General features: G+C 70.8%; 16 protein-coding genes. 11 read left to right on the top strand and 5 right to left on the bottom strand.

What is annotated here, in order from left to right:
- The first annotated feature begins 27 nt into the window (after positions 1 to 27).
- The 3 genes from BWI15_RS35640 to BWI15_RS35630 are packed head-to-tail and all read left to right on the top strand — an operon-like array spanning position 28 to position 3,025.
- The gene (locus BWI15_RS35640) at positions 28 to 1,386 is read left to right on the top strand and encodes an APC family permease (protein ID WP_077018868.1); all 1,359 of its coding nucleotides are present in this window, start codon (positions 28 to 30) and stop codon (positions 1,384 to 1,386) included.
- A complete protein-coding gene (locus BWI15_RS35635) occupies positions 1,383 to 1,802 on the top strand; it encodes a hypothetical protein (protein WP_077018867.1) in 420 nt (139 codons plus the stop codon). Before BWI15_RS35640 ends, BWI15_RS35635 begins: the two co-directional genes overlap by 4 nt.
- A complete protein-coding gene (locus BWI15_RS35630) occupies positions 1,802 to 3,025 on the top strand; it encodes a glutathionylspermidine synthase family protein (RefSeq protein ID WP_077018866.1) in 1,224 nt (407 codons plus the stop codon). The genes BWI15_RS35635 and BWI15_RS35630 overlap by 1 nt, the downstream gene beginning before the upstream one ends.
- Before the next feature lie 167 nt (positions 3,026 to 3,192).
- Here BWI15_RS35630 and BWI15_RS35625 read toward each other — a convergent pair whose 3' ends face one another.
- Positions 3,193 to 4,653 (bottom strand): NAD-dependent succinate-semialdehyde dehydrogenase, encoded by a 1,461-nt coding sequence (locus BWI15_RS35625; RefSeq protein WP_077018865.1) that lies wholly within the window; start codon positions 4,651 to 4,653, stop codon positions 3,193 to 3,195.
- Between the two features lie 39 nt (positions 4,654 to 4,692).
- Positions 4,693 to 5,760: an MsnO8 family LLM class oxidoreductase gene (locus BWI15_RS35620; RefSeq protein WP_077018864.1), complete on the bottom strand. Its 1,068-nt coding sequence runs from the start codon at positions 5,758 to 5,760 to the stop codon at positions 4,693 to 4,695.
- A gap of 420 nt (positions 5,761 to 6,180) precedes the next feature.
- Here BWI15_RS35620 and BWI15_RS35615 point away from each other — a divergent pair, with 420 nt between their 5' ends.
- The 6 genes from BWI15_RS35615 (at position 6,181) to BWI15_RS35590 (ending at position 18,115) form a co-directional block, all read left to right on the top strand.
- A complete protein-coding gene (locus BWI15_RS35615) occupies positions 6,181 to 9,045 on the top strand; it encodes a type 2 lanthipeptide synthetase LanM family protein (RefSeq protein ID WP_077019523.1) in 2,865 nt (954 codons plus the stop codon).
- A gap of 48 nt (positions 9,046 to 9,093) precedes the next feature.
- Positions 9,094 to 9,285, top strand: coding sequence for a hypothetical protein (locus BWI15_RS35610; protein ID WP_077018863.1), 192 nt, complete (start codon positions 9,094 to 9,096; stop codon positions 9,283 to 9,285).
- Positions 9,286 to 9,367: 82 nt separating this feature from the next.
- The gene (locus BWI15_RS35605) at positions 9,368 to 12,292 is read left to right on the top strand and encodes a helix-turn-helix transcriptional regulator (protein WP_077018862.1); all 2,925 of its coding nucleotides are present in this window, start codon (positions 9,368 to 9,370) and stop codon (positions 12,290 to 12,292) included.
- A 173-nt stretch (positions 12,293 to 12,465) separates the two neighbouring features.
- On the top strand, positions 12,466 to 13,695 hold the full coding sequence (locus BWI15_RS35600) for an ROK family transcriptional regulator (RefSeq protein ID WP_237771600.1): 1,230 nt from the start codon (positions 12,466 to 12,468) through the stop codon (positions 13,693 to 13,695).
- 51 nt (positions 13,696 to 13,746) lie between these two features.
- Positions 13,747 to 17,094: a bifunctional lysylphosphatidylglycerol synthetase/lysine--tRNA ligase LysX gene (gene lysX / locus BWI15_RS35595; RefSeq protein ID WP_077018860.1), complete on the top strand. Its 3,348-nt coding sequence runs from the start codon at positions 13,747 to 13,749 to the stop codon at positions 17,092 to 17,094.
- Between the two features lie 73 nt (positions 17,095 to 17,167).
- Entirely contained in the window at positions 17,168 to 18,115 is a 948-nt protein-coding gene (locus BWI15_RS35590) for a hypothetical protein (protein WP_077018859.1), read from the top strand.
- A 20-nt stretch (positions 18,116 to 18,135) separates the two neighbouring features.
- Here the strand turns inward: BWI15_RS35590 and BWI15_RS35585 are convergent, their stop codons facing one another.
- Positions 18,136 to 18,987 carry a helix-turn-helix transcriptional regulator gene (locus BWI15_RS35585; RefSeq protein ID WP_077019522.1) on the bottom strand — a complete coding sequence of 284 codons (852 nt, stop codon included), beginning with the start codon at positions 18,985 to 18,987 and terminating at the stop codon, positions 18,136 to 18,138.
- A gap of 103 nt (positions 18,988 to 19,090) precedes the next feature.
- Here BWI15_RS35585 and BWI15_RS35580 point away from each other — a divergent pair, with 103 nt between their 5' ends.
- On the top strand, positions 19,091 to 19,819 hold the full coding sequence (locus BWI15_RS35580) for an SDR family oxidoreductase (protein ID WP_077018858.1): 729 nt from the start codon (positions 19,091 to 19,093) through the stop codon (positions 19,817 to 19,819).
- A 27-nt stretch (positions 19,820 to 19,846) separates the two neighbouring features.
- Here BWI15_RS35580 and BWI15_RS35575 read toward each other — a convergent pair whose 3' ends face one another.
- Positions 19,847 to 20,464 (bottom strand): hypothetical protein, encoded by a 618-nt coding sequence (locus BWI15_RS35575; RefSeq protein WP_077018857.1) that lies wholly within the window; start codon positions 20,462 to 20,464, stop codon positions 19,847 to 19,849.
- A 97-nt stretch (positions 20,465 to 20,561) separates the two neighbouring features.
- Here BWI15_RS35575 and BWI15_RS35570 point away from each other — a divergent pair, with 97 nt between their 5' ends.
- Positions 20,562 to 21,242: an alpha/beta fold hydrolase gene (locus BWI15_RS35570; protein WP_077018856.1), complete on the top strand. Its 681-nt coding sequence runs from the start codon at positions 20,562 to 20,564 to the stop codon at positions 21,240 to 21,242.
- Here the strand turns inward: BWI15_RS35570 and BWI15_RS35565 are convergent.
- Positions 21,204 to 22,577 (bottom strand): L-serine ammonia-lyase, encoded by a 1,374-nt coding sequence (locus BWI15_RS35565; RefSeq protein WP_077018855.1) that lies wholly within the window; start codon positions 22,575 to 22,577, stop codon positions 21,204 to 21,206. The genes BWI15_RS35570 and BWI15_RS35565 overlap by 39 nt on opposite strands.
- Positions 22,578 to 22,656 lie beyond the last annotated feature (79 nt).

Here is a 22,656-nt window from a genome sequence, read left to right as displayed (position 1 = left end):
AATGTCCGGCAACCAGAGGGTGGCACTGTGACGACGACCGAGTCGCGGTCGCGCGGCCGTAACCTGCGACGTGGCGCGCTGGGCGTGGGAGCCGGGACCGCGATCGGGGTCTCCTCCACCGCACCGGCGTACTCGCTGGCGGTGTCGGTCGGGCTGCTCGCCGCCTACACCGGAGCCGCCGCACCGATCGTCCTGGCCGCCAGCGCCGTACCGGTCGTCCTGGTCGCGCTCTGCTTCCGTGAGCTCAACCGGGCCGAGCCCGACTGCGGTACGACGTTCCCCTGGACCGAGAAGGCGTTCGGACTGAGTGTCGGCCGAATGGTCGGCTGGACGACGGTCATGGCTTGCGTACTGGTGATGAGCAACCTCGCCCAGGTCGCCTCGGTCTACACCTACGCGCTGCTCGGCATGGACGGCGCGGAGAACTCCCGGCTCGCCCAGGCCATCCTCGGTACGGCGTTCATCCTGGTGATGGCTCTGCTCGCCTACCGCGGTATCCGCGTCGCCGCCGGCACCCAGTTGCTGCTGCTGTCGATCGAGCTGGTCGCACTGATCTGGTTCGTCGTCGCGGCGTTCCGCGAGGCCGGCAGCCTCAGCATCCCGGCGTTCTCCGACACCGGCGAGGGTGCCTGGGCCGCCGGAGTCCTGGTCGCGGTGTTCCTCTACTGGGGCTGGGACTCGTCCTTCAGCGTCAACGAGGAGTCCCGCAACCCGCGCAGCACCCCCGCGATCGCCGCGCTGGTCTCCAACGCGATCCTGGTTGTCCTGTACGTCGTGGTCGCCTGGGCCGCGGTCGCGTACGCCGGGACCGGGCCGCTGGCCGAGATCGCCGACGACGACTTCCTGGCTGTGCTCGGCGAGGACCTGCTCGGCACGGCCGGCGGCAAGCTGCTGATCGGCGCCGTCCTGGTGTCCGCGCTCGCGTCGACCCAGACCACGATCCTGCCGACGGCCCGGACGATGCTGTCGATGGCCCGGCGGGACGCCTTCCCGGGCCGGTTCGCGCGGATCTCCAAGCGGTACCAGACGCCGAGTGTGTCGACCTGGGTGTTCGCGGCCGCCAGCGTGCTGGTCTACGTGACGCTCGTGCTCACCTCTGACGCCGTACTGGCCGACTCCGTCGCCGCGGTGTCCATCCTGGTCTCGCTCTACTACCTGGCGACCGCGCTGGCCGTCCCGTTCTACTTCAGCGGCGAGCTGCGCGGCCGGGTCGTGCAGCGGGTGGTGGTGCCGCTGCTGGCGACCGTCTCGTTCCTCACCGTGCTCGTACTGGCGGTGGCCGACGTGGGTACCGGGCCGCTGGTTGTGGTGGGTGTGACGATGGTGGTGGGCGCGGCGGTGATGTTCTCGATGAAACCGCCGGCCGAGGGGGAGGGACGACGATGAGCGACCGCCGGATGCGCAGTGCGGGGATCACGCTCGGCCTGACCGCGCTGGTCGCGGCCTCGCTGACCGGGTGCTCCAACGACGACGAGGACCAGCCGGACTACGCGGCGATCTGTGTCGACCCGCAGACCGAGGAGCGCACCGACGACGCCAACTGCAAGGACGAGCGGGAGTACAACGGGTCCGGCGCCGGGTTCTTCTGGTTCTACATGGCCACCCGGGGCGGCGCGTTCGTACCGCCGATCGGAGGCCGGTACACCGCCGGCAGCGGCACCTATACGATCCCCCGCACCGGGACGGCCGGCAGCGGGAGCCCGACGGTCAGGCGCGGCGGGCTGAACCCGGGCGGAGGCGACATCGGCACCATCACTCGGGGCGGCTTCGGCAAGTCCGGCAAGGGGAGCTCTGGCGGCTGATGTGGCGACACGCGATCAAGCCCCGGCCGGACTGGCGGGACAAGGTCGTCGAGCAGGGTCTGGTCTTCCCGATGACCGACATGCCCGACGGCACCGAGCGCCCGTACTGGAACGAGAGCGCCTGGTACGAGGTGACCATGGACGAGGTGCTGCACCTCGAGGCGGTCACCGAGGAGTTGTACGCGATGTGCAAGCACGCCGCGGCGGTGATGGCGGCCGGTGACCGGTTCAGCGACGCGCAGCTCGGGCTGGCGCCGGGCACGCTGCCGCTGGTGCAGGAGTCGCTGAAGCGCGACGACCTGTCGGTGTACGCGCGCTTCGACCTGGTCTGGAACGGCGTCGAGCCGAAGATGCTGGAGATCAACGGCGACACCCCGACCGGACTGCTGGAGTCGGCGGTGATCCAGTGGAACTGGCTGGAGGACGTGTTCCCCGACGCCGACCAGTGGAACTCGGTGCACGACCGGCTGGTCAAGTGGTGGGCCGAGCAGCTGGCCGCCGGGCGCTTCCCGGGCAACGAGGCGCACTTCTTCAACTCCGGCGCGGAGACCTCCGGCGAGGAGGCGATGACGGTCGCGTATCTGCGCGACACCGCGGCGATGGCCGGCCTGGCGACGTACGGGCACGAGATCGAGGACCTGGGCTGGGAGTCGTCGCAGCGCGCGTTCGTCGACTGGGGCGGGCGGAAGATCCGGACGGCGTTCAAGCTGTACCCGTGGGAGGACATGCTCGACGACGAGTTCGGGCGCTACATCCTGGCCGGCGTCGAGCGCGAGCCGGTGCAGTGGATCGAGCCGATCTGGAAGACGATGCTGTCCACCAAGGCGATCCTGCCGGTGCTGTGGGAGCTCTACCCCGACCACCCGAACCTGCTGCCGGCGTACTTCGACAACCCCGGCGACCTGCTGGAGTGGGTGGCCAAGCCGCTGCACGGGCGCGAGGGCAGCAACATCCGGATCCACACGATCGGCGCGGACGACCACGTGCACGAGGGCCCGTACGAGACCGAGACGATGGTCTACCAGGAGTGGAGCCCGCTGCCGTCGTACGAGGGCAACCAGGCGGTGATCGGCAGCTGGATCGTCGACGGCGCCGCGGCCGGGATGATGGTCCGCGAGTCCGACGGCCCGATCACCGACTACTACGCCCGCTTCGTCCCGCACGCGATCGGCACCTCGCCGCGCCCCGACGAGGAGACGATCAAGCAGTGGCTGATCGAGTAGGGGAGGTCTCGTGTTTCCACGCCGTAGCGAGCAGGTGCTCGGTGCGGTAGCTCGCTGTGCGGGAGACGAGCGTGGCGATGCGAAGCATCGTGAGCTTGGCTCCCGTGCAGCGAGGTGCCGTGCCGAGTGCCGCGCAGTAGGCGTGGAAGCACGAGACCTCCCCTGAATCAGTCCAGGTTCACCGCGACGTACTTGACCTCGAGGTACTCGTCGATGCCGACGCTGCCGCCCTCGCGGCCGAGGCCGGACTGCTTGACGCCGCCGAACGGGGCCGCGGGGTTGGAGACGATGCCCTGGTTGAGGCCGATCATGCCGGTCTCGAGCTTCTCCGAGACCCGCAGCGCGCGGGCCAGATCGCGCGTGAACAGGTACGAGACCAGGCCGAACTCGGTGTCGTTGGCCATCGCGACCGCCTCGTCCTCGGTGTCGAACGCGGTCAGCGGGGCGACCGGGCCGAAGATCTCCTCCTTCTGCAGCCGGGCACTCTTCGGCACGTCGGTGAGCACGGTCGGCGGGTAGAAGTATCCCTTGCCCTCGGCAACTTCCGCGCCGGTCAGCACGCGCGCGCCCTGCTGGACCGCGTCGTCGACCAGGTCCTTGACCTTGTCCCGCTGCTTGCCGTCGATCAGCGGACCGACCTGGACGCCGTCCTCGGTGCCGCGGCCGACCTTCAGCGCGGACATCTTCTCGGTGAGCTTGGCCGCGAAGTCCTCGAGCACCGAGGAGTGCACGTAGATCCGGTTGGCCGCCGTACAGGCCTCGCCGCCGTTGCGCATCTTGGCCAGCATCGCGCCCTCGACCGCCTGGTCCAGATCGGCGTCGGAGAAGACCAGGAACGGCGCGTTGCCACCGAGCTCCATGCTGGTCCGCAGCACCTGCTCGGCGGACTGCTCGATCAGCGACCGGCCGACCGGCGTGGAACCGGTGAACGACAGCTTGCGGGTCCGCGGGTCGCGGATCAGCGGCTCCATCACGCCGCCGGAGTCGCTGGTCGTGATCACGTTGAGCACGCCCGCGGGCAGCCCGGCCTCGGTCATCAGCTCGGCCAGCTTCAGCATCGACAGCGGGGTCTGGGCGGCGGGCTTGATCACCATCGTGCAGCCGGCCGCGACCGCCGGGCCGATCTTGCGGGCGCCCATCGCGGCCGGGAAGTTCCACGGCGTGATCAGCAGACACGGACCGACCGGCTGGCGCATCACCAGGAACCGGCCCTGCCCGTTCGGCGCGACCTGGTAGCCGCCGTCGATCCGGACCGCCTCTTCGGCGAACCAGCGAAAGAACTCGGCGGCGTACGCGATCTCGCCCTTGGACTCCGCGACCGGCTTGCCCATCTCGAGCGTCATCAGCAGCGCCAGCTCGTCGGCCCGCTGGGTCATCAGCTCGTAGGTCCGGCGCAGGATCTCGCCACGCTCGCGGGGTGCGGTGGCGGCCCACTCGGCCTGGGCGGCCACAGCCGCGTCGAGCGCGGCGACGCCGTCGGCGGGACTGGCGTCGGCGACGTCGCAGAGCGTCGTCCCGGTGGACGGGTCCTCGACCGCGAGCGTTCTACCGCCGTCGGCCGATCGCCACTTACCTCCGATGAACAGCTCGGTGGGACATGCCTGGACGACTTCCTGCTCGCGCGACATCAGTTCTGCCTTTCCATGGTGGTGGGGGCAGTACCCACTTTAGGCAGTCGCGACGAAGTGCGGTGCCGAGCGCGGCACCGTGCGAATGGCCCGGGTCAGGGCCGCCGCGACGGTGCGGAGGATCGACGAGCGCACCAGGCCGTCGTACGCGAGGGGGGCGAGCATGATCTCCGCCGCGCCCGTCCCGGCGGCCAGCTTGGCCAGTCCGGAGGCGACCGTCGAGCGGGAGCCGACGATGTGCCCCGGGTCGCCCAGCAGCCGCTCGGCCCGGCCGCGCTCGCGTCCGGTGATCGGCGGCTCCAGCAGCTCGAGCAACTCGGCCGGAGTCGCTCGCGGCGAGGCACTGGCCAGCCGGTGCTTCACCCGGACGTACTCCGCAAGCCGGTTGAGCGCCTCCTGATCGGTGTCGGCGGCAACCACTCCGACCGACACCCCCAGGTACGGCTTGCCGGTGGGACCGGTCGGCTCGAACGTGTCCAGGTACGCCGCCGCGGCGGCCACCGTGGCCTCCGACGCGGTCAGGAACACCGGCAGCCCTCGTACCGCGGCCAGCTGCGCCGTGGCCGGCCGGTTCGCCAGTACGAACACGGGCGGCGGCAGCCCGGCCAGCGTGAGGCGGACGTCGCCGACCGGCGTCCGTCCGGGCAGACCGTCACGCAGGAACCGGCACAGCTCGTCCAGCCGCTGCGGAAAGGCCTCCCGCGCGTCACCGGACCAGCCGAGAGCGGCCGCGGTACAAGGAGCCGAGACACTGCCTTCGCTGACCCCGAGATCGATCCTGCTCGGGTACGCCGCGGCGAGCGCGGCGAACTGCTCGGCGATCAGCAGCGGCTTGTGGTTGCCCAGCAGCACTCCCCCCGAGCCCAGCCGGATCCGATCGGTCCGGGCGCCCAGTACGGCGGCCAGCACGGCCGGCGTCGCACTGCCGACCCCGCGGACCCCGTGGTGCTCGGCCACCCAGAACCGGCGGAAGCCCAGGTCGTCGGCGGTCTGCGCGACCTCGACCGTCTCCCGCAACGCGGCGGCGGCGGACTGCCCGGCCGGCTGCGGCACGACGTCGAGCACCGAGTGGGCTGAGACCGGAAGGCCGGGAGCTGCGCTGTACACCCGTTCACGGTGACACCTGGAGGCCGGACCCACATGGGGGATCCGCCCCCATGTTCCCGGCCGGTGCCCCGCTCCCAAAGATGGGGGCCCACGGCACTTGTCCGGCCCGCGGCCGGGCGGGCATCGTTCTCGGCGTTCCAGCAGATCCACCGACAGCGGGAGGCCGGCCACGAGGACAACGACCAGCGGGGGGCCGGGGACGGTCACCTGTTCCACCTGAGTTCCTGATCCGGGAAAGCCTTCCACCAGAGGCCGGCCGGAACAGGCGCTGCTGCCGCGGGGCGGTCAACCCCCAGTCATCGTCCCGCGGACAGCAGCAAAACAAGCGTTTGTCGGACACGTAGGCCGAAGCGAACGCTTGCGGAAATATGGGGGATCGATACCCATGTCTTCTCGCCCGCCGACTGCGACGCTGTGCGCGTGCTCGACTCAGCGACCGCCGCGGCGCCCCCGACCGACCAGCCGAAAGCCTGGTGGTCAGCGGGGTTGGCTCCGCACGAGCCGGCGTCACCGATGCCGGGCTGGGCGGCGTACGTGGAGCGCAGCCTTGACGGCAGCACCGCAGCGCAGTCTGTCCAGGAACCGGCGAACGGCGACTGGCAACAGACCGTGGTCCGTTGCCTTCGCCCCCTGCTCCAGACAGCCCGCGAAGACCTGACCGCCGCCGGCCACACCGGCCCGGTCACCGAACAGTTCCTGCACCGCTTGGGCCTGCGCCTGGTCAAGCTCTCGGCCCGCACTCTGGTACTCGAACTCAACACCGCCCGCCAACGCGGGGACCTGGCCGGCGCCACCCCGGCCGAACGTTTCACCGACTTCACCCACCGGCTCGTAGGAGGGAGCGAGCTGGCGGGTTTCCTGGCCGCGTACCCGGTATTGGCCCGGGTCCTGGGCGAGGCGTGCCGACAGAGCGTCGAGGGCCACCTCGAGCTACTGGCCCGCCTCGCCGAGGATCGTGAGCTCCTGGTCGCCGACCTGCTCGGTGGCCAGGACCCCGGGCCACTGACCGGTGTCGAGCCCGGCGGCGACCTCCACCACGGCGGCCGCTGCACCGCGATCCTGACCTTCGCCGGCAACCGGCGAATCGTCTACAAACCGCGCCCCCTCGACCTGCACGTCCACTTCAACGACCTGGTGCAGTGGATGAACGACCGGACCGGCCTGGCGATCAGGGTGGTCCGGGTCGTCGCCCGGAGCGGTTACGGCTGGCTCGAACACATCGACCACCACCCGTGCACCGACCTCGCCGGCGTGAGCCGGTTCTATCAGCGGCAGGGCGCCCTACTGGCTCTGCTCTATGTGCTCGACGGCACCGACATGCACTACGAGAACCTGATCGCCGCGGGCGACCAACCGGTGCTCGTCGACGTGGAGACGCTGTTCCACCCGAACTCGACGGTCCAGACCGCGACCGGCATCGACCCGGCCCACGCGGCGCTGCGCGACTCCGTCTACCGCACCGCGCTGCTGCCACTGCTGCTGACCGGCGAGCACGGCGTCGCGGATCTGTCCGGGCTGGGCGGTGACGCGGACGCTCTCGCACCACACAGTGTCGTCGACTGGGCCGACGCCGGACTGGACACGATGCGACTCGTCCGGCGAAGGGCCCGGACCCGCGGCGGCCGGAACCGTCCGTACCTCGACGGCGGCGCGGCCGAACCCCGCGACCACGAGCTCGGCATCGCGATCGGATTCCGGCTGGCCTACACCACCATCGTCCGGCACCGCGACGAACTCCTCGGACCCGGTGGCCCGATCGAGCGCTGCGCCGACGACGAGGTCCGGTACGTCGCACGCCCGACCCGCGTCTACACCAGCCTGCTGGACGAGGCCACCCACCCGAACGCGCTGCGCACGGCCGACAACCGCGAGGCCTGGCTCGAGCTGCTGTGGGAGACCGACCCCACGACCCGGCGACTGGTCCCGCACGAGCTCGGCGATCTCCGTGCGGGCGACGTACCGCTGTTCGTCACCCGCCCCGGCGGCACGGATGTCTGGGCAGCGGACGGCACGCGGATCCCTGGGATGCTCAGCGAGAGTGGTCTGGACCGGGTCCGGGCCAAGATCGCGGCCCTCAACGAGGTCGACCAGCACCGTCAGCTCTGGATCATCTCGGCCTCGCTGGCGACTCGGCCGGGGCCGGTCGTGCACACCGCCAGGCCGTCGCGACCGGGTCTCGGCACGACCGAAGCAGATCCCGAACAGCTGCTCGCCTCGGCGACCGACATCGCCGACGAGATCGTCGCCCAGGCCGTCGGCGATCGCGGCGGACACGTGAACTGGCTCGGTCTCGAACTGCTCGACGACCACCACTGGGCCGTGCTTCCGATGGGCGCGGGGCTGACCAGCGGATACCTGGGAACCGCCATGTTCCTCGCCCAGGTGGGACAGCTCACCGGTGCGTCCAAGTACGGCGAACTGGCGTGGGACGCGATCCAGCCCGTCCCGTCTCTGCTGGAGTCGCTGCGCACCGATCCGGCCGCGGTACAGGCGATCGGCGTAGGGATGCACGGGCTCGGCGGCATCGCGTACGGCCTGCACCGGCTGGCCGGGCTGCTGGACGACCCGGCGCCCGCCGCCTGGCTGGCCGACGTACTGGAGCTGTGCGGGCAGGTCGAGCCCGACTCGGGGTTTCCGACCTTCGTCGACGGCGCCGCGGGCGGTCTCGCCGCGATGCAGGCGATCGAAGGGGTTCACACCGCTGCTTCGCTCGCCGTCCAGTACGCCGATCAGCTGGCGTCGTTGGTCGAGCAGTCGGCGTCGCGCGGTGCCGACTCGGCAGACGGACTCGGGTTCGCCCGTGGCCACCTGGGCATCGCCTGGGCGCTCGGCCGCTATCGCTCCGCTGACCCGCGGCATCGCGAAGCCGCGCTCGTCGCCGCCCGCCTCGGCAGCGACACGCCATCGCCCGGATGGTGCTCGGGGCACGCCGGAACGATTCTCGCCCGGTGGTCGGCCGGCCAACCGATCGACGTGGACGAGTACCTCACGATCACCCGGCACCGCCCACTGCTGGACGATCTCAGCCTGTGCCACGGCGAGCTCGGCGCTCTCGAGCCCCTGCTGTGGCTGGTCGACCAGTACCCGGCGGCGGAAGTGGTTCGACGGCGCCGCGCGGGCATGGTCCTGACCGCGCTGGCGCACCACGGCCCACGCTGCGGGACGCCCGGATCCGTTGCGTCGTCCGGTCTGCTGAACGGACTGGCCGGCATCGGCTACGGCCTGTTGCGCCTGGGCTTTCACCGGCAAGTGCCGTCGTTCCTCTTTCCACCCCCAGTTGTCTGACGGCGTCCACCCGTTCGCCGATCAGCCGTTTCCCGTTAGGAGATCACCATGACCGCCCATGACGACCACGACCACCGCCCCGAGACCGACGAAGCCGACCCGCTCGGCGCACCGCTGCCACCGGCCCGCAGCCGGGTCGGCTCACGCGCCATGGCCCTGATCGGTCTGGTCGGGATGGGCGCGATCGGTCTCGCCGCGGCCACCGAGGCGTGCAGCACCTGGCCGACCCTGGAGCAGTGACCGCGACCGGCGGCCGGGTCAGCGGGTCGGAACCTGCCGATTCCACTGCGTCATGGCCTGTCCGTCGTTAAAGTTGGCAAGCATGCAGACCCGCGCGTCACATCTGGTCGGCAGGGACGGGGAGATCAACCATCTCCACCACCTGCTGACCGCGACGCGTGAGGGCCGCGGCGGCACCGCTTTCCTGGTCGGCGAACCCGGCATCGGCAAGAGCAGGCTGTCCGCGGTCGCCACCACGATCGCGCTCGACACCGGCATGGTCACCTTGCGTGGCCGTGTCGGTGCGCTCGGCACCCTGGTCCCGTTCCGTCCTTTCACGGAAGCGTTTCTGTCGCTGATCCGCCGGGGCGAGATGCCGTCGCCCGACGAGCTCGGCGCGTACCGGCAGGTGCTCGGCCGGGTGATCCCGGAGTGGAGTGACACCGCGACACCGCAGGCAGCGGTGTCGCCGGTCATTCTCGGCGAGGCGGTCCTTCGGCTGCTGGAACTGGTCGGCCGGGACAACGGCTGTTTGCTCGTCCTGGAGGACCTGCACAGCGCGGACCCGGAAACACTGGCGGTGCTGGAGTACCTGGTCGACAGCGTGAGCGACGGCCCGGTGGCGCTGGTGGCCACGCTGCGCGCGGAGGAGTGCCCGGCCCGCGAGCTCGCGCAGATCGCGGCGCAGCGTGGGACGGCCGATCTGGTGGAGCTTCGCCCCCTCGACCGGGACCAGGTGGGCCAACTGATCGGCGACTGCCTGGAGGTCTCCTCGTCGGCGGTTCCCGACCTCCTGGTCGACCGGATGTGGCAGGACAGCGCCGGAGTTCCTCTGGTGGTGGAAGAGTTGCTGCAGGAGGCGACTCGCTCGGGACAACTGGTGTCGGCGCCCAACGGGAGCATCCAGGTCGTCGAAGGCCTTCGCACCGCCGTACCGGGATCGATCGTGCGCAGTGTGACCAGCAGGATCGAAAAACTCGGCCCGGAGTCGCGAGACCTCCTGGTGCTGGCCGCGGTGATCGGTCACCGGTTCCCGTTGAGCGTCGTGCGCCAGGCGACCGACACCGACGAACGGTTGCTGCTGGCCACCTTGAGGGCAGGGCTGGCGGCCCAACTGGTCGGACCCGACGAACCGGTCCCGGACTGGTACGCGTTCCGCCATCCGCTCACCGCCGAGGCGTTGCTGGCCGGCATCACCCCGACCGAACGCGGCGAACTGGCTCGCCGGTGCGCGGACGCCATCGAGAAACTGCATCCCGGCCTGCCCGGCGAGTGGTGCACGATGGTGGCCGAGCTGGCCGAGACCGGCGGAGACCTGCTCCGGGCCGGCCGGTTGTTCGCCTCCGCGGGCCAGCGGTCGTTCGACAACGGCTCGATGGAATCGGCCGTCAAACTCCTGGAGCGGGCCACCGCGCTGCTCGAGTCCGACCCGGACACCGGCTACCGGGCCGACATCCTCGGCAACCTGCTGATCGCGCTGAGCGAGACCGGCCAGTTCGAGAACAGCGCCGCCCACGCGGCGACGATCGAACAAATGGCCTACCGCAACCTGGACAGCCGCAAGGTCGCCTCGCTGTACGTGCAGCTGGCGAACTTCGAGCACATGGCCGGCCGGTGGGCCGCTGCTCTCACCCACGTCGCCACGGCGCGGTCGCTGCTCGGCAGTGACGCCGGCGACGCCGACTTCGCGCCGGTCGACGCGATCGCCGCTCACCTCGAGCTGGCGCGGACGAGTCCCGGCCGGATCAAGTCCGCGACCGAGCTGGCCTCCCGGGCGGCTGCCGCGGCCGAACGTGCCGGCCTGCCTGCGGTGGCCTGCGACGCCCTGCAGCTGCTCGGCATCTTGTCGCGTGAGAAGGACCTGGACCAGTCGATCGACTACTTCCACCGGGCCCGTCAGGTCGCCGAGGCGAACAACCTGACCTTCCAGCGGGTCTGCTCGCACATCTTCCAGGCCGGCTCGATCCTGCTGGCCACCGGCAGCCTGGTCGAGCTCGAACGCGCCCGCCAGCAGGCGATGGGGATCGGCGCGATCTCGCTGGCCTACGAGGTGGACGGCACCATCGCCCAGGCGCTGGTGATGCGGTCGGAGCACGAGCGGGCCGGCCGGCTCATCGACGAGTGCCTGGACTTCACCCGCCGGGTGCGGATCGGCCGGTCGGCGACGTACTTCCTGGCCACGAAGGCGATGCTCGAAGCGCACCAGGGCCACCGGGCCGCGATGGAGTCGGCACTGGCCGAAGCCGCGACCTGGGGAGGCGAGCGTGCGTCGTACGAGCTGCCGTACTCGTACGGGCTGGCCCGCACGTTCTGCGCCCTGCTCGAGGAGAACCGGGAGCTGGCCGAGTCGGAGATGGCGCAGGCGCTGGCCTACGACGCGCAGAACCCGACCACCTTCCACACCTCGGGAAAGAACGGCGTCGGCCTGCTGCTCGGCGTACTGTCCGGGCGGAACAGCTGGGAGCACCTGGAGGTCGTTCGCGCCACCTCGGCCAGCAAGATGCGGTGGAACAAGCAGTTCGTCCATCTGGCGCACGCGATCCTGCTCGGCCGGGCCGGCCAGGGCGACGAGGCGGCGCAGCAGGTCGCGGAGGCGCTGACCACCTCGGACATCTATCCGATGGCCCGGCACCTCGGCCTGCGGCTGGTGGCCGAGGCGGCCTGGGCCGACGGCTGGGGTACGCCGGTCGACTGGCTGCGGCAGGCCGAGGACTGGTTCCACCAGGCGGAGATCGCTCCGGTCGCCAGCGCCTGCCGGAGTCAGCTGAGGCAGTGGGGCGAGACCGTTCCGCAGCGGCGCAGCGGGTCCGACCAGGTTCCGGCCAACCTGCGCAGGCTCGGCATCACCACCCGCGAATACGAAGTGTGCCTGCTCCTCGTCGACCGGATCGGGAACAAGTCGATCGCGTCGCGGTTGCACATCTCTCCCCGTACCGTGGAAAAGCACGTGGCGAGTTTGATGACCAAAACCCGGCAGCCGGATCGGGAGGCGCTCAGCAGTTTCGCGCGGACGGTGTTGCAGGACTGATCCCGTGGCCTGTGCGTGTGTTCGGGCGTGTCGCGGCCGGACAGTGATAGTTGTCGTCGCACGCAACTCCGGGTGACCGCCCAGCCGGAGCGGCGGCGCGCGGCATTCCGCTGATAATTTATGAACGCTCGCTTTCTATATAGGATGGGCGAGTGGCAGGCAAGGGGTCGGACATGAGCAAGGGAACGGTCGGCGGCGGCGGTACGACGATGCTGCGGCGGATCAACGTCGCTGCTGTGCTGGACGCGGTCCGGCGCTCGGCCCCGGCACCGCTGCGCGTGGCGGAGCTGGTCGAGCGGACCGGGCTGGCCAGACCGACCGTCGCGCAAGCGGTCGACGAGCTGCTCGACGCCGGCTGGCTGCAGCAGCACGGGCCCGACTCCGCGGACCGCTCGCTCGGCCGGCCGGCCATCCGGGTGTCGCTGCGTGGTCGCGCGGCGCCGGTGCTCGGCCTCGACGTCGGGCCGCACCGGGTCACCGTCGGCGTCTCCGACCTGGCCGGCCGCAAGCTCTCCCTCGTACGCCGGGCCGGCCCGGGCTGGAGTGCCCAGGAACTGCTCGGCGTGATCAGCGAGGTGATCACCGAGGCGCTGGCCGAGGCGGAGGTGCCGGCCGAGGACATCGCGGCCGCGGTCGCTGCCAGCCCGGGCATCGTCGACGAGCACATCGGCCGGGTCCAGCTGGTCCCGAGCGTACCGGGCTGGTCCTCGATCGACCTGGTCAAGCACGTCCGCAGCCTGCTCGACTGCCCGGTCATGCTCGACAACGACGCCAACCTGGCCGCTCTCGCGATCGCGGCGGCCCGCGGTGGCACCGGCACGCTGCTCGCCGTCCAGTGGGGCGAGCGACTCGGTGCCGGCATCGTGATCGACGGCCGGCTGCACCGCGGGACGGGCGCGGCGGGCGAAATCGGCTTCATCGCGACGGCGGCCGACGACGTGATCAACCCCGAGGACAGCCGCGGACCGCTCGAGCGGGCCGTCGGCTCCGAGGCGATCGCCGCCCTCGGCCGGCAGGCCGTGATCGACCACCCGGAGTCGCGGCTGGCAGAACTCGGTCGCGACCAGCTCGACACCGCCGACGTGTTCGCCGCTGCCGCCGAGCGTGACCCGATCGCCCAAGCGCTCGTGCAGCAGGTGGCCCGCGACTTCGCCCGTGCACTGGCCCCCGCCGTCCTGGTGCTCGACCCGACCGCGGTGGTCATCGGTGGCGGTGTAGCCCGGGCCGGTGCGGTCCTGCTGGACGCCATCTCCGACCAGCTCCGCCTGCTCACGCTGAACCATCCGAAGCTGGAGCTGTCCGCCCTGGCCGAGGACGCCGTCGTCACCGGTGCGATGCGGATGGCGCTGGACGAGGTCTGGCAGCGCAAGCTCCCGACCCCGGCGATGACCACCACGGCATAACCGGACGCACACCCTCACACAGCCGTGATGCGGCAGTGGGATGATCACTGCGTGTCAGGGCAACAGGCCATCCCGAAGTGGCAGCAGCGGGCGGCCCTCTGGGTGGGGCGAGCGGTGGTCACCGCCGCCGTGTGGTCGTTCGTCGCGGTGCCGTTGCACCTGGCCGCGCCGGAGGTGGTCAAGCACGTCGAAGCGGTGATCGACTTCTTCGGCATCCCGGCCGGGCACACGTTCCTGTCCGCGGTCTATCTCGCGGTGGTCGGCAGCGCCCTGCTGCGCGGCAAGCGGGCCGCGCTGCTGTGGGTGCTGTGGGTCTTCGAGGGACTGACCCTGATCACCCAGGTCGCCGCGCTCGGCTTCATCAGTGTGCAGATCGCGAACCCCAACGATCCCGACCTGATCGCGGAGTTCGGCCGGGCCTCGGTCGAGGATCTCGAGCTGGGCATCGTGCGCGTGGTCGTGCCGGTGCTGATGATCGTGCTGCTGTGGAAGATCCGCGACAGCTTTCCGGCCCGGCTGGCACCCGGTAGCCGCCGGCTGGCGATCGGCGTCCTGGTCACCGGGCTGCTGGTCTCGATCGCGGTCAGCATCACGCTGACCCAGGTCTTCCCCAACACCCTGAACGGCCAGAAGGAGAAGATCGGCTGGGCCGTCTTCGCCGCCTTCGGGCAGAGCCGGGCCCGGATGGGCTCGGGCCACGAGGGCCACCCGTGGGTCGGCCTGACCGTCGGCTTCATCTCGGCCGCCTCGCTGGTGATCGCGTTCTGGATCTTCCTCCGCTCGGTCCGGCGGGTCCGCTACCTCAGCCAGTCCGAGGAGCTCGAGGTCCGCCGCCTCCTGCTCCAGTACGGCGAACGCGACAGCCTCGGCTACTTCGCCACCCGCCGGGACAAGGCCGTCGTCTTCTCCCCCGACCGCAACGCCGCGATCGCCTACCGGGTGGTCAACGGCGTCAGCCTGGCCAGCGGCGACCCACTCGGCGACCCGGCCGCCTGGCCCGCCGCGATCCGGACCTGGCTGACCGAGGCCCGCACCTACGGCTGGTCTCCCGCCGTGCTGTCGGCCAGCGAAGAGGCCGCGCGCGCCTATGTCGGGGCAGGGCTGCGCGCGCTCGCGATGGGCGACGAGGCGATCATCGACGTCGCCGACTTCACGCTCGAGGGCCGGACCATGCGGCCGGTCCGGCAGGCCGTCACCCGGGCCCAGCGCGCCGGGTACCACGCACAGGTCGTCCGGCACGGCGATCTCGACACCGACGAACTGGCCAAGTACGTCGAACTGGCCGAGCAGTGGCGCGGCGCCCGGACCGAGCGCGGCTTCTCGATGGCGCTCGGCCGGCTCGGTGACGCGGCCGACGCGCGCTGCGTGATGGTCATCGCGCGGGACGCCGACGGCGCCGTACGCGGGCTGCTGTCGTTCGCGCCGTGGGGCGTGCGCGGCGTCTCGCTCGACCTGATGCGCCGCGATCCCAAGTCGGTGAACGGGCTGATGGAGTTCATGGTGACCGCGCTGGTGGACGCCTGCGGCGATCTCGGCGTGCACCGGATTTCGCTGAACTTCGCGATGTTCCGCGAGATCTTCAGCGACGCCGAACGGGTCGGAGCCGGCCCGGTACTGCGCCTGACCAACGCGTTGCTGACCGCGGCCTCACGCTTCTGGCAGTTGGAGAGTCTCTACCAGAGCAACGAGAAGTACTTGCCGCGCTGGTCGCCACGGCTGATCTGCTATTCGCGCGGCGCTTCGCTGGCGCAGGTGCTGCTCGCGGCCGGGACCGCCGAGGGTTTCCTGCCCGCGCCCCGGCCGTGGACCCGGGTCGACGCCAGCACCAGCACGGATCGGCACGCGATCACGGTCGGCAACAGCGCGAAATTCGCCGTCACCGTGCAGGAGCAGGAGGACGAGCTGCTCCGCCCGGCGCTGCCCGATCGCAAACTCACCGAGCAGGAACGGATCCGGCGCGCCAAGCTTGCCGCGATGGTTGCCGCAGGCATCGATCCGTACCCTGTCACGGTGCCGCGGACGGAGACCCTCGAACGGATCCGGGCCCTGCACCAGAACCTGCCGCCCGACCACCACACCGGTCACCAGGTCTCGGTCACCGGCCGCGTCGTCCGGCTACGCGACCACGGCGGTCTGGCGTTCGCCCAGCTGCAGGACGGCCTCGACCAGCTCCAGGTCATGCTGACCGCGAGCACTCCCGAAGACCTCAGCAACTGGTACCGGTACGTCGACATCGGTGACCACGTCAGCGTCACCGGCGAGGTCGTGACGAGTCGCCGCGGCGAGCTGTCCGTCGCCGCGACCAGTTGGACGATGGCGGCCAAGTGCCTGCACCCGTTGCCCGACAAGCGCAAGGGCTTCACCGATCCCGAGGCCCGGGTCCGCCAGCGCCACCTCGACCTGGTGATGAACCCGGACTCGCTGCGGATGCTGCGGCACCGCAGCGTCGCCGTTCGGGCGCTGCGACAGGGCTTCGAGGCGCGCGGCTTCACCGAGGTCGAGACGCCGATGCTGCAGGCCGTGCACGGTGGCGCGAACGCGCGGCCGTTCGTCACGCACATCAACGCCTACGACACCGAGCTGTTCCTGCGGATCGCGCCGGAGTTGTTCCTGAAGCGGCTCGGCGTCGGTGGGCTGGGCAAGATCTTCGAGCTGAACCGGAACTTCCGCAACGAGGGCGCCGACGCCACCCACAACCCCGAGTTCACCTCGGTCGAGGCCTACCAGCCGTACGCCGACTACCACGTGATGCGCGAGCTGACCCGCGAGCTGCTGCTGGAGACGGCCGTCGCGGTGTTCGGCAAACCGGTCGTCCAGCGCGACGGCGAGGAGCTGGACATCTCCGGAGACTGGCCGGTCGTCTCGGTGCACGAGGCGGTCAGCCGCGCGACCGGAACCGCCCTCGACTCCAGTACGCCGGTCGCCCGGGTGCGGGAAATCTGCGCCGAGCACGGGATCAAGGCCGGGTTCGAGCTGTCGGCCGGCGAGCTGGTGCTGGAGCTGTACGACGAACTGGTCGAGCCACGGACGACGCTGCCCACCTTTTACACCGACTTCCCGCTCGAGACGTCGCCGCTGACCCGCGGGCACCGCACCGATCCCCGGCTGGCCGAACGCTGGGACCTGGTCGCGTTCGGCGCCGAGATCGGTACGGCGTACTCGGAGCTGGTGGACCCGGTCGAGCAGCGGCGGCGGTTGACCGAGCAGTCGCTGAAGGCCGCCGCCGGTGACCCCGAGGCGATGTCGCTGGACGAGGACTTCCTGGCCGCGCTGGAGTACGCGTTGCCGCCGACCGGAGGGCTCGGGCTCGGCGTCGACCGGATCGTGATGATGCTGACCGGGCAGAACATCCGGTCCACGCTGGCCTTCCCGTTCGTCCGCCCCGCACCCCGGAGCTGAGTTCCGGTCGCCACGGCCCCGGTTCGCGCCTAGGCTTTGCCCACAAGGGTTCCACGGACCTGGGGGCGGACAAATGAAGAAGCTGGTCTCAGTGGTGCTCGGGGTGGCACTGCTCGGTACGGCGGCAGCATGTGGGGACGGTTCGGCGCGCGAAGCCGACCCGGGTCCGTCGGCGGTGACAACCCCGACGGCCAGTACGACGACCACCAGCGCGCCGCCGCCACCGCCGAAACCGGCGGGCCCGCTCACCGGCGCGCAGTACCAGGCGAGCCTGGCGAAGGTCGACCAGCAGATCGCGACCGACCTGCGCGGCCTGACCGGCGCGAAGAGCGGCGACAACCTCGCCGACGCGATGGACACGCTGGCCGAGTCGCTGAACTCGACCGCCGCCGAGCTGGCCCTGCTCAAGGTGCAGCCGAACGTCGCGGCCGCGCACAAGACGCTGCAGACCCGGCTGCGCGCCGCCGCCGCGTCGCTGACCGGCCCGCAGGCCGACGACGTGGACACGAACGCGAAGTGCGGCGGAGTCGTCTACACCTCGCAGAAGGTGCAGCGGAAACTCACCGCGGACCTGACCGGCGCGATCGCGCCGCTGCGGCGCTTCGGGCTGAAGTTCGGCACGACGCTGCCGGACCTCGGCCCGGAGCCCGCCGACCAGCGCCCGTCGAACGGCGACGTCCTGGTCCGCTCCGGCTCACGCGGCTCGGGCCGGCTGCAGGTGACCAACGGGACGACCGACGACGTCGCGGTCGCGATCGTCACCGACGGCAAACCACCGAGCAAGCCGCACCTGCTGGTCTACGTCCAGGCCAAGAAGACCGCGACGATCAACCGGATCGGCGGCAAGTACCACGTGTTCTTCAAGAGCGGCACCGACTGGAACCCCAAGCGCCGCCAGTTCAGCGCCGGCTGCAGCTTCCAGAAGTTCGACGACGGCTTCGGCCGCAACGAGGCCTGGAAGATCGACCTGCAACCCACCTTGCTCGGCAACGCCTCGACCAGCGACGTCGACGCGTTCTGACCGCCGGCCCGCCCGGCGGCTCAGGTGAGGGACTGCAGGCCCAGCACCGAGAGCAGTTTGAGTTTTTCGGCGGCTTCGGAGTTGGGGGCGGCGGTGTAGACGACGAGGCGCAGGTCGCTGCCGGGGACGGTGAGGATGTCGCAGTCGACGGCGATCGCGCCGAGTTCGGGGTGGTGGATGATCTTCTGGTCGGACTGGTGGAAACCGACCAGGTGCTGGTCCCAGGCCTCGGCGAAGGCGGGGCTGATCGCGCGCAGGTCGGCGACCAGGGCATGCAGGTCCGCGTCGCGGGGGTAGCGGGCGACGGCGGCGCGCAGGTCGGTGACCATGCCGACCAGGAAGCGCCGGGCCTGCTCGGGCGTCTGCTCGACCCGGCCCGAGTTGGGCAGCAGACCACCGTTGCTCCCGGTGCAGTGGCGCCAGATGATGTTGCGTTGCCGGCCGCGCAGCGCCGACACGTCGCCCAGCAGCGCTGCCCACATCGCGTTCCAGCTGATGATCGTCCAGGCCGCGTCGTGCACGCTGACCGGTGCACCGTCGAGCTGGTCGATCATCCGCTGGACGCCGGGCGGGATGTGGGTCGAGATCTGCCCGGGCGAAGGCGACGCCTGACCGGCCAGGGCGAAGAGGTGCTCGCGTTCGCCGTCGGTGAGCCGGAGCGCGCGGGCGAGCGAGGTCAGGACCTGGATCGAGGGCGCCGAGGAACGCCCCTGTTCGAGCCGGACGACGTAGTCAACGGACAGCCCGGCCAGCTGGGCCAGCTCCTCGCGCCGCAGTCCGGGGGCCCGTCGTACGCCGCCGACCGGGAGGCCGACCGCTGCTGGGGTCACCCGGTCGCGCCAGGCATGCAGGGTCTTGCCGAGTTCGGACACCACCCCAGTATCACCTTCCGGCGCGGCAACAGCCTGGTACTGCCGTTCCCCAGGCTGTAGCGGGTACTCCCTGTGCCGAGCACGACCGGCCAGAGTCGAAGCCATGACCGTCACACTGATCACCGGGGCCAACAAGAGCCTCGGCTTCCAGACCGCCCGCGAACTAGTTGCCCAAGGCCACATCGTGTACGTCGGGGCGCGCGATCCCGAGAAGGGCCGCAGGGCCGCCGATGAGCTCGGCGCGAAGGCCGTCCAGCTCGACGTCACCGACGCGGACTCGATCCGCGCCGCGGCCGAGCAGCTCCAGCGCGAACAGGGCCGGCTCGACGTTCTCGTGAACAACGCCGGCATCCCCGGTCACGTCAACAGCGCCGGTGTCCCGGGCCATCCCTCGACCGCGACGGAGCTGACTGCCGAGACGCTCCGGGAGGTCTTCGAGACCAACGTCTTCGGTGCCGCCCAGGTGCTGCACGAGTTCCTGCCGCTGCTGACCAAGAGCGACCATCCGGTGGTGGTGAACGTCAGCAGCGGGCTGGGCTCGATCGCCGCAGTGCCGCGCGGCGAGGAGCGGGCCATCCCGTCCTGGATCCCGGTCCCGGGCTACGCCGCGTCGAAGGCCGCGCTCAACATGCTGACCGCACAGTTCGCCTACCTCCTGCCGGACCTGCGGATCAACACCGTCGACCCGGGCTACACCGCCACCGACTTCAACGGCCACCGCGGTACCCAGACGGTGGAGGAAGGCGCCGCGATCATCGTCCAGGCGGCTACCGTCGGCAAGGACGGCCCGACCGGCCAGTTCCTGAGCGTGCACGGTCCAGTCGCCTGGTAGCTCGTACGGCGACCGCCCGCGGCGTACTCACGGGACCAGCGCGTCCAGCCAGCCGAAGAGGCGGTCGACCAGCGTCGGGTCGTCGGGGTCGGTGACCGGCGGCGTCGGGGACGGCGTACCGGACGGCTGCGGCGACGAGGTCGGGGTTGTCGTCGGACGTGAAGACGGTGGAGAGGGCGGCGCGGTCGCGCTCGGAGTCTCCGTCGGGAGCACCGGCGGCCTGGCGGTGATCGTCGGCAGCACGCGACGGGTCCGGTCCTGCGCCGGGCCGGTCGTCGGAGCGACGGGAGTTGGGCGGCCGGAGCCGTCGCCGAACCCGTCGCCGGAGCGACCGTCCGGCTGGACCTCCCGGCGGCCGACTCCCGGCGGCTCGGTCGAGTACCCCGCCGTCGGGGTCGTCTCCGGCCGGGGATCGCCCTGGATGGACGGGTAGGGCAGGTCCGACGCCTCGGTCGACGGCGGACCGGCGACCGGCGCGACGGCGTCGGTCGCCCCGGACCAGGGCGCGGGTAGCAGACCGACGCCGGCCAGGACGGCGTACAGGCCGATGGGCAGGGCAATGCAGGCGGCGGTACGGCGAACCCACGTGCTCCTCAGCAGGGCTCGTCGCGGTGCTGCCTGTTCTTCCTCGGAGAACAGACTCACAGTTCTGGCACAGTAGCGGTACACACACGTTTCAAACAGATCTTGGAAAAGATCTTCACCATTTTTGCCGGTGCTGCCACTGGGCAGACTGCCACGCATGACCCTTTTGCTGCTGCACGGCCTCGGCGCGACCCGCCGGGTCTGGGACGGCTGGTCCGCCGCCCTCACTCCTGACCTCCCCGGCCACGGCACGGCCGATCCGCTCGACAGCTACAGCTTCGAGTCGATCACCGCCGCCGTCGCCGAGAACCTGCCCGGCCGCGTCAGCGTGATCGGCCACTCCCTCGGCGGCGTGATCGCGCTCGAACTGGCCAGCGGCCGGTACGGCGTCCGCGTCGACCACGTGATCGCGCTCGGCGTGAAGGTGACCTGGTCCGACGAGGACCTGGCCCGCACCGCCGCCCTCGCCGCCAAGCCGGTGACCTGGTTCGACAACCGGGACGACGCCGCCCAGCGCTACCTCAAGGTGTCCGGCCTGCAAGGACTCGTCGACCCCGCGAGCGACGCCGTCGACCACGGGCTGCGCGAGCAGGCCGGCCGCTGGCGACTGGCCCTCGACCCGCGCGCCTTCGGCGTCGGTGCGCCCGCCATGGGCCGGCTGCTCCGCGAGGCCCGGGCGGACGTCGTACTGGCGCGGGGCGAGCTGGACCCGATGAACACCGACGCCGAGCTGGCCGCTCTGCACGACACGGTGATCACGCTGCCGGGCCTCGGGCACAACGCCCACGTGGAGGATCCGTCAGCACTCGATCACGTTGACGGCCAGGCCGCCTCGTGAGGTCTCCTTGTACTTGACCTTCATGTCCGCACCGGTCTCGCGCATGGTCTTGATCACCTTGTCCAGCGTGACCACGTGCACCCCGTCGCCGTGCATCGCCATCCGGGCCGCGTTGATCGCCTTCACCGCGGCCATCGCGTTGCGCTCGATGCACGGGATCTGAACCAGGCCGCCGACCGGGTCGCAGGTCAGGCCGAGATTGTGTTCCATCGCGATCTCGGCCGCGTTCTCGACCTGCTCCGGCGTACCACCGAGCACCTCGCACAGGCCCGCCGCGGCCATCGAGCAGGCCGAGCCGACCTCGCCCTGACAGCCGACCTCGGCACCGGAGATCGACGCGTTCTCCTTGTACAGCACGCCGATCGCGGCGGCCGCGAGCAGGAACCGGACCACACCGTCCTCGGTCGCCCCGGGCACGAACCGGCGGTAGTAGTGCAGTACGGCGGGAATGATGCCCGCGGCACCGTTCGTCGGCGCGGTGACGATCCGGCCGCCGGCGGCGTTCTGCTCGTTCACCGCGAGCGCGAACAGGTTCACCCAGTCCATCACCTTGAGCGGGTCGACCGACCAGGGATCGCGGGTGAGCTTCTGGTGCAGCGCGTGCGCCCGGCGCGGGACCTTCAGACCGCCCGGCAGCACTCCCTCGGTCTCGCAGCCCTCCTGCACGCAGTCCTGCATCACCTGCCAGATGCGCAGCAGGCCCTCGCGGATCTCGGACTCCTCGCGCCAGGCCAGCTCGTTGGCGAGCATCACCTCGCTGATCGGCAGGCCGGACTCGCGGCAGCGGTCGAGCAGCTCGGCACCGGACAGGAACGGGTACTTCAGCGGCGTCCGGTCCTCGACGATCCGGTCACCGGCGGCCGCGTCCTCGTCGACGACGAAACCGCCGCCGACCGAGTAGTAGGTGCGTTCGCGCAGCACGGCGCCGGCCGCGTCGCGGGCCACGAAGGTCATCCCGTTGGGGTGGTACGGCAGGGCCTTGCGGCGGTGCATCACGAGCTGGGAGTTCTGGTCGAACGCGATCTCGTGCTCGCCGGCCAGCCGGATCCGCTGGGCCGCGCGGATCGCCTCGACCCGGCGCTCGACCGAGCGGGTGTCGACGGTCTCGGGGTCCTCACCCTCCAGACCGAGCAGGACCGCCTTGTTGCTGCCGTGCCCGTGCCCGGTCGCACCGAGCGAGCCGAACAGCTGCGACTCGACGGCCGCCGTCCGGGTGAGCAGGCCGTCGGCGGCCAGGCCGGTGGCGAAGGTACGGGCCGCGCGCATCGGTCCCACGGTGTGTGAGCTCGAGGGGCCGATCCCGATGCTGAACAGATCGAAGACGCTGATCGCCATGTGGAGGATTCCTTCCGGTCGTCGTTGACCGATTGGTTAACCTCCCCGCTCTGTCAGACGCAGTGTCTTCCAGAGGTGC

The sequence above is a fragment of the Kribbella sp. ALI-6-A genome, from assembly GCF_001984195.1.
Lineage (GTDB): Bacteria > Actinomycetota > Actinomycetes > Propionibacteriales > Kribbellaceae > Kribbella.
Note: the sequence above shows the minus strand (reverse complement) of the source record. Positions and strands in the feature narration are given on the sequence as shown.

Coding starts and splice junctions, on each gene's coding strand:
- BWI15_RS35635 (WP_077018867.1), top strand. CDS start 1,383: ATGAGCGACCGCCGGATGCGCAGTGCGGGGATCACGCTCGGCCTGACC.
- BWI15_RS35630 (WP_077018866.1), top strand. CDS start 1,802: ATGTGGCGACACGCGATCAAGCCCCGGCCGGACTGGCGGGACAAGGTC.
- BWI15_RS35625 (WP_077018865.1), bottom strand. CDS start 4,653: ATGTCGCGCGAGCAGGAAGTCGTCCAGGCATGTCCCACCGAGCTGTTC.
- BWI15_RS35610 (WP_077018863.1), top strand. CDS start 9,094: ATGACCGCCCATGACGACCACGACCACCGCCCCGAGACCGACGAAGCC.
- BWI15_RS35605 (WP_077018862.1), top strand. CDS start 9,368: ATGCAGACCCGCGCGTCACATCTGGTCGGCAGGGACGGGGAGATCAAC.
- BWI15_RS35600 (WP_237771600.1), top strand. CDS start 12,466: ATGAGCAAGGGAACGGTCGGCGGCGGCGGTACGACGATGCTGCGGCGG.
- BWI15_RS35590 (WP_077018859.1), top strand. CDS start 17,168: ATGAAGAAGCTGGTCTCAGTGGTGCTCGGGGTGGCACTGCTCGGTACG.
- BWI15_RS35580 (WP_077018858.1), top strand. CDS start 19,091: ATGACCGTCACACTGATCACCGGGGCCAACAAGAGCCTCGGCTTCCAG.
- BWI15_RS35570 (WP_077018856.1), top strand. CDS start 20,562: ATGACCCTTTTGCTGCTGCACGGCCTCGGCGCGACCCGCCGGGTCTGG.
- BWI15_RS35565 (WP_077018855.1), bottom strand. CDS start 22,577: ATGGCGATCAGCGTCTTCGATCTGTTCAGCATCGGGATCGGCCCCTCG.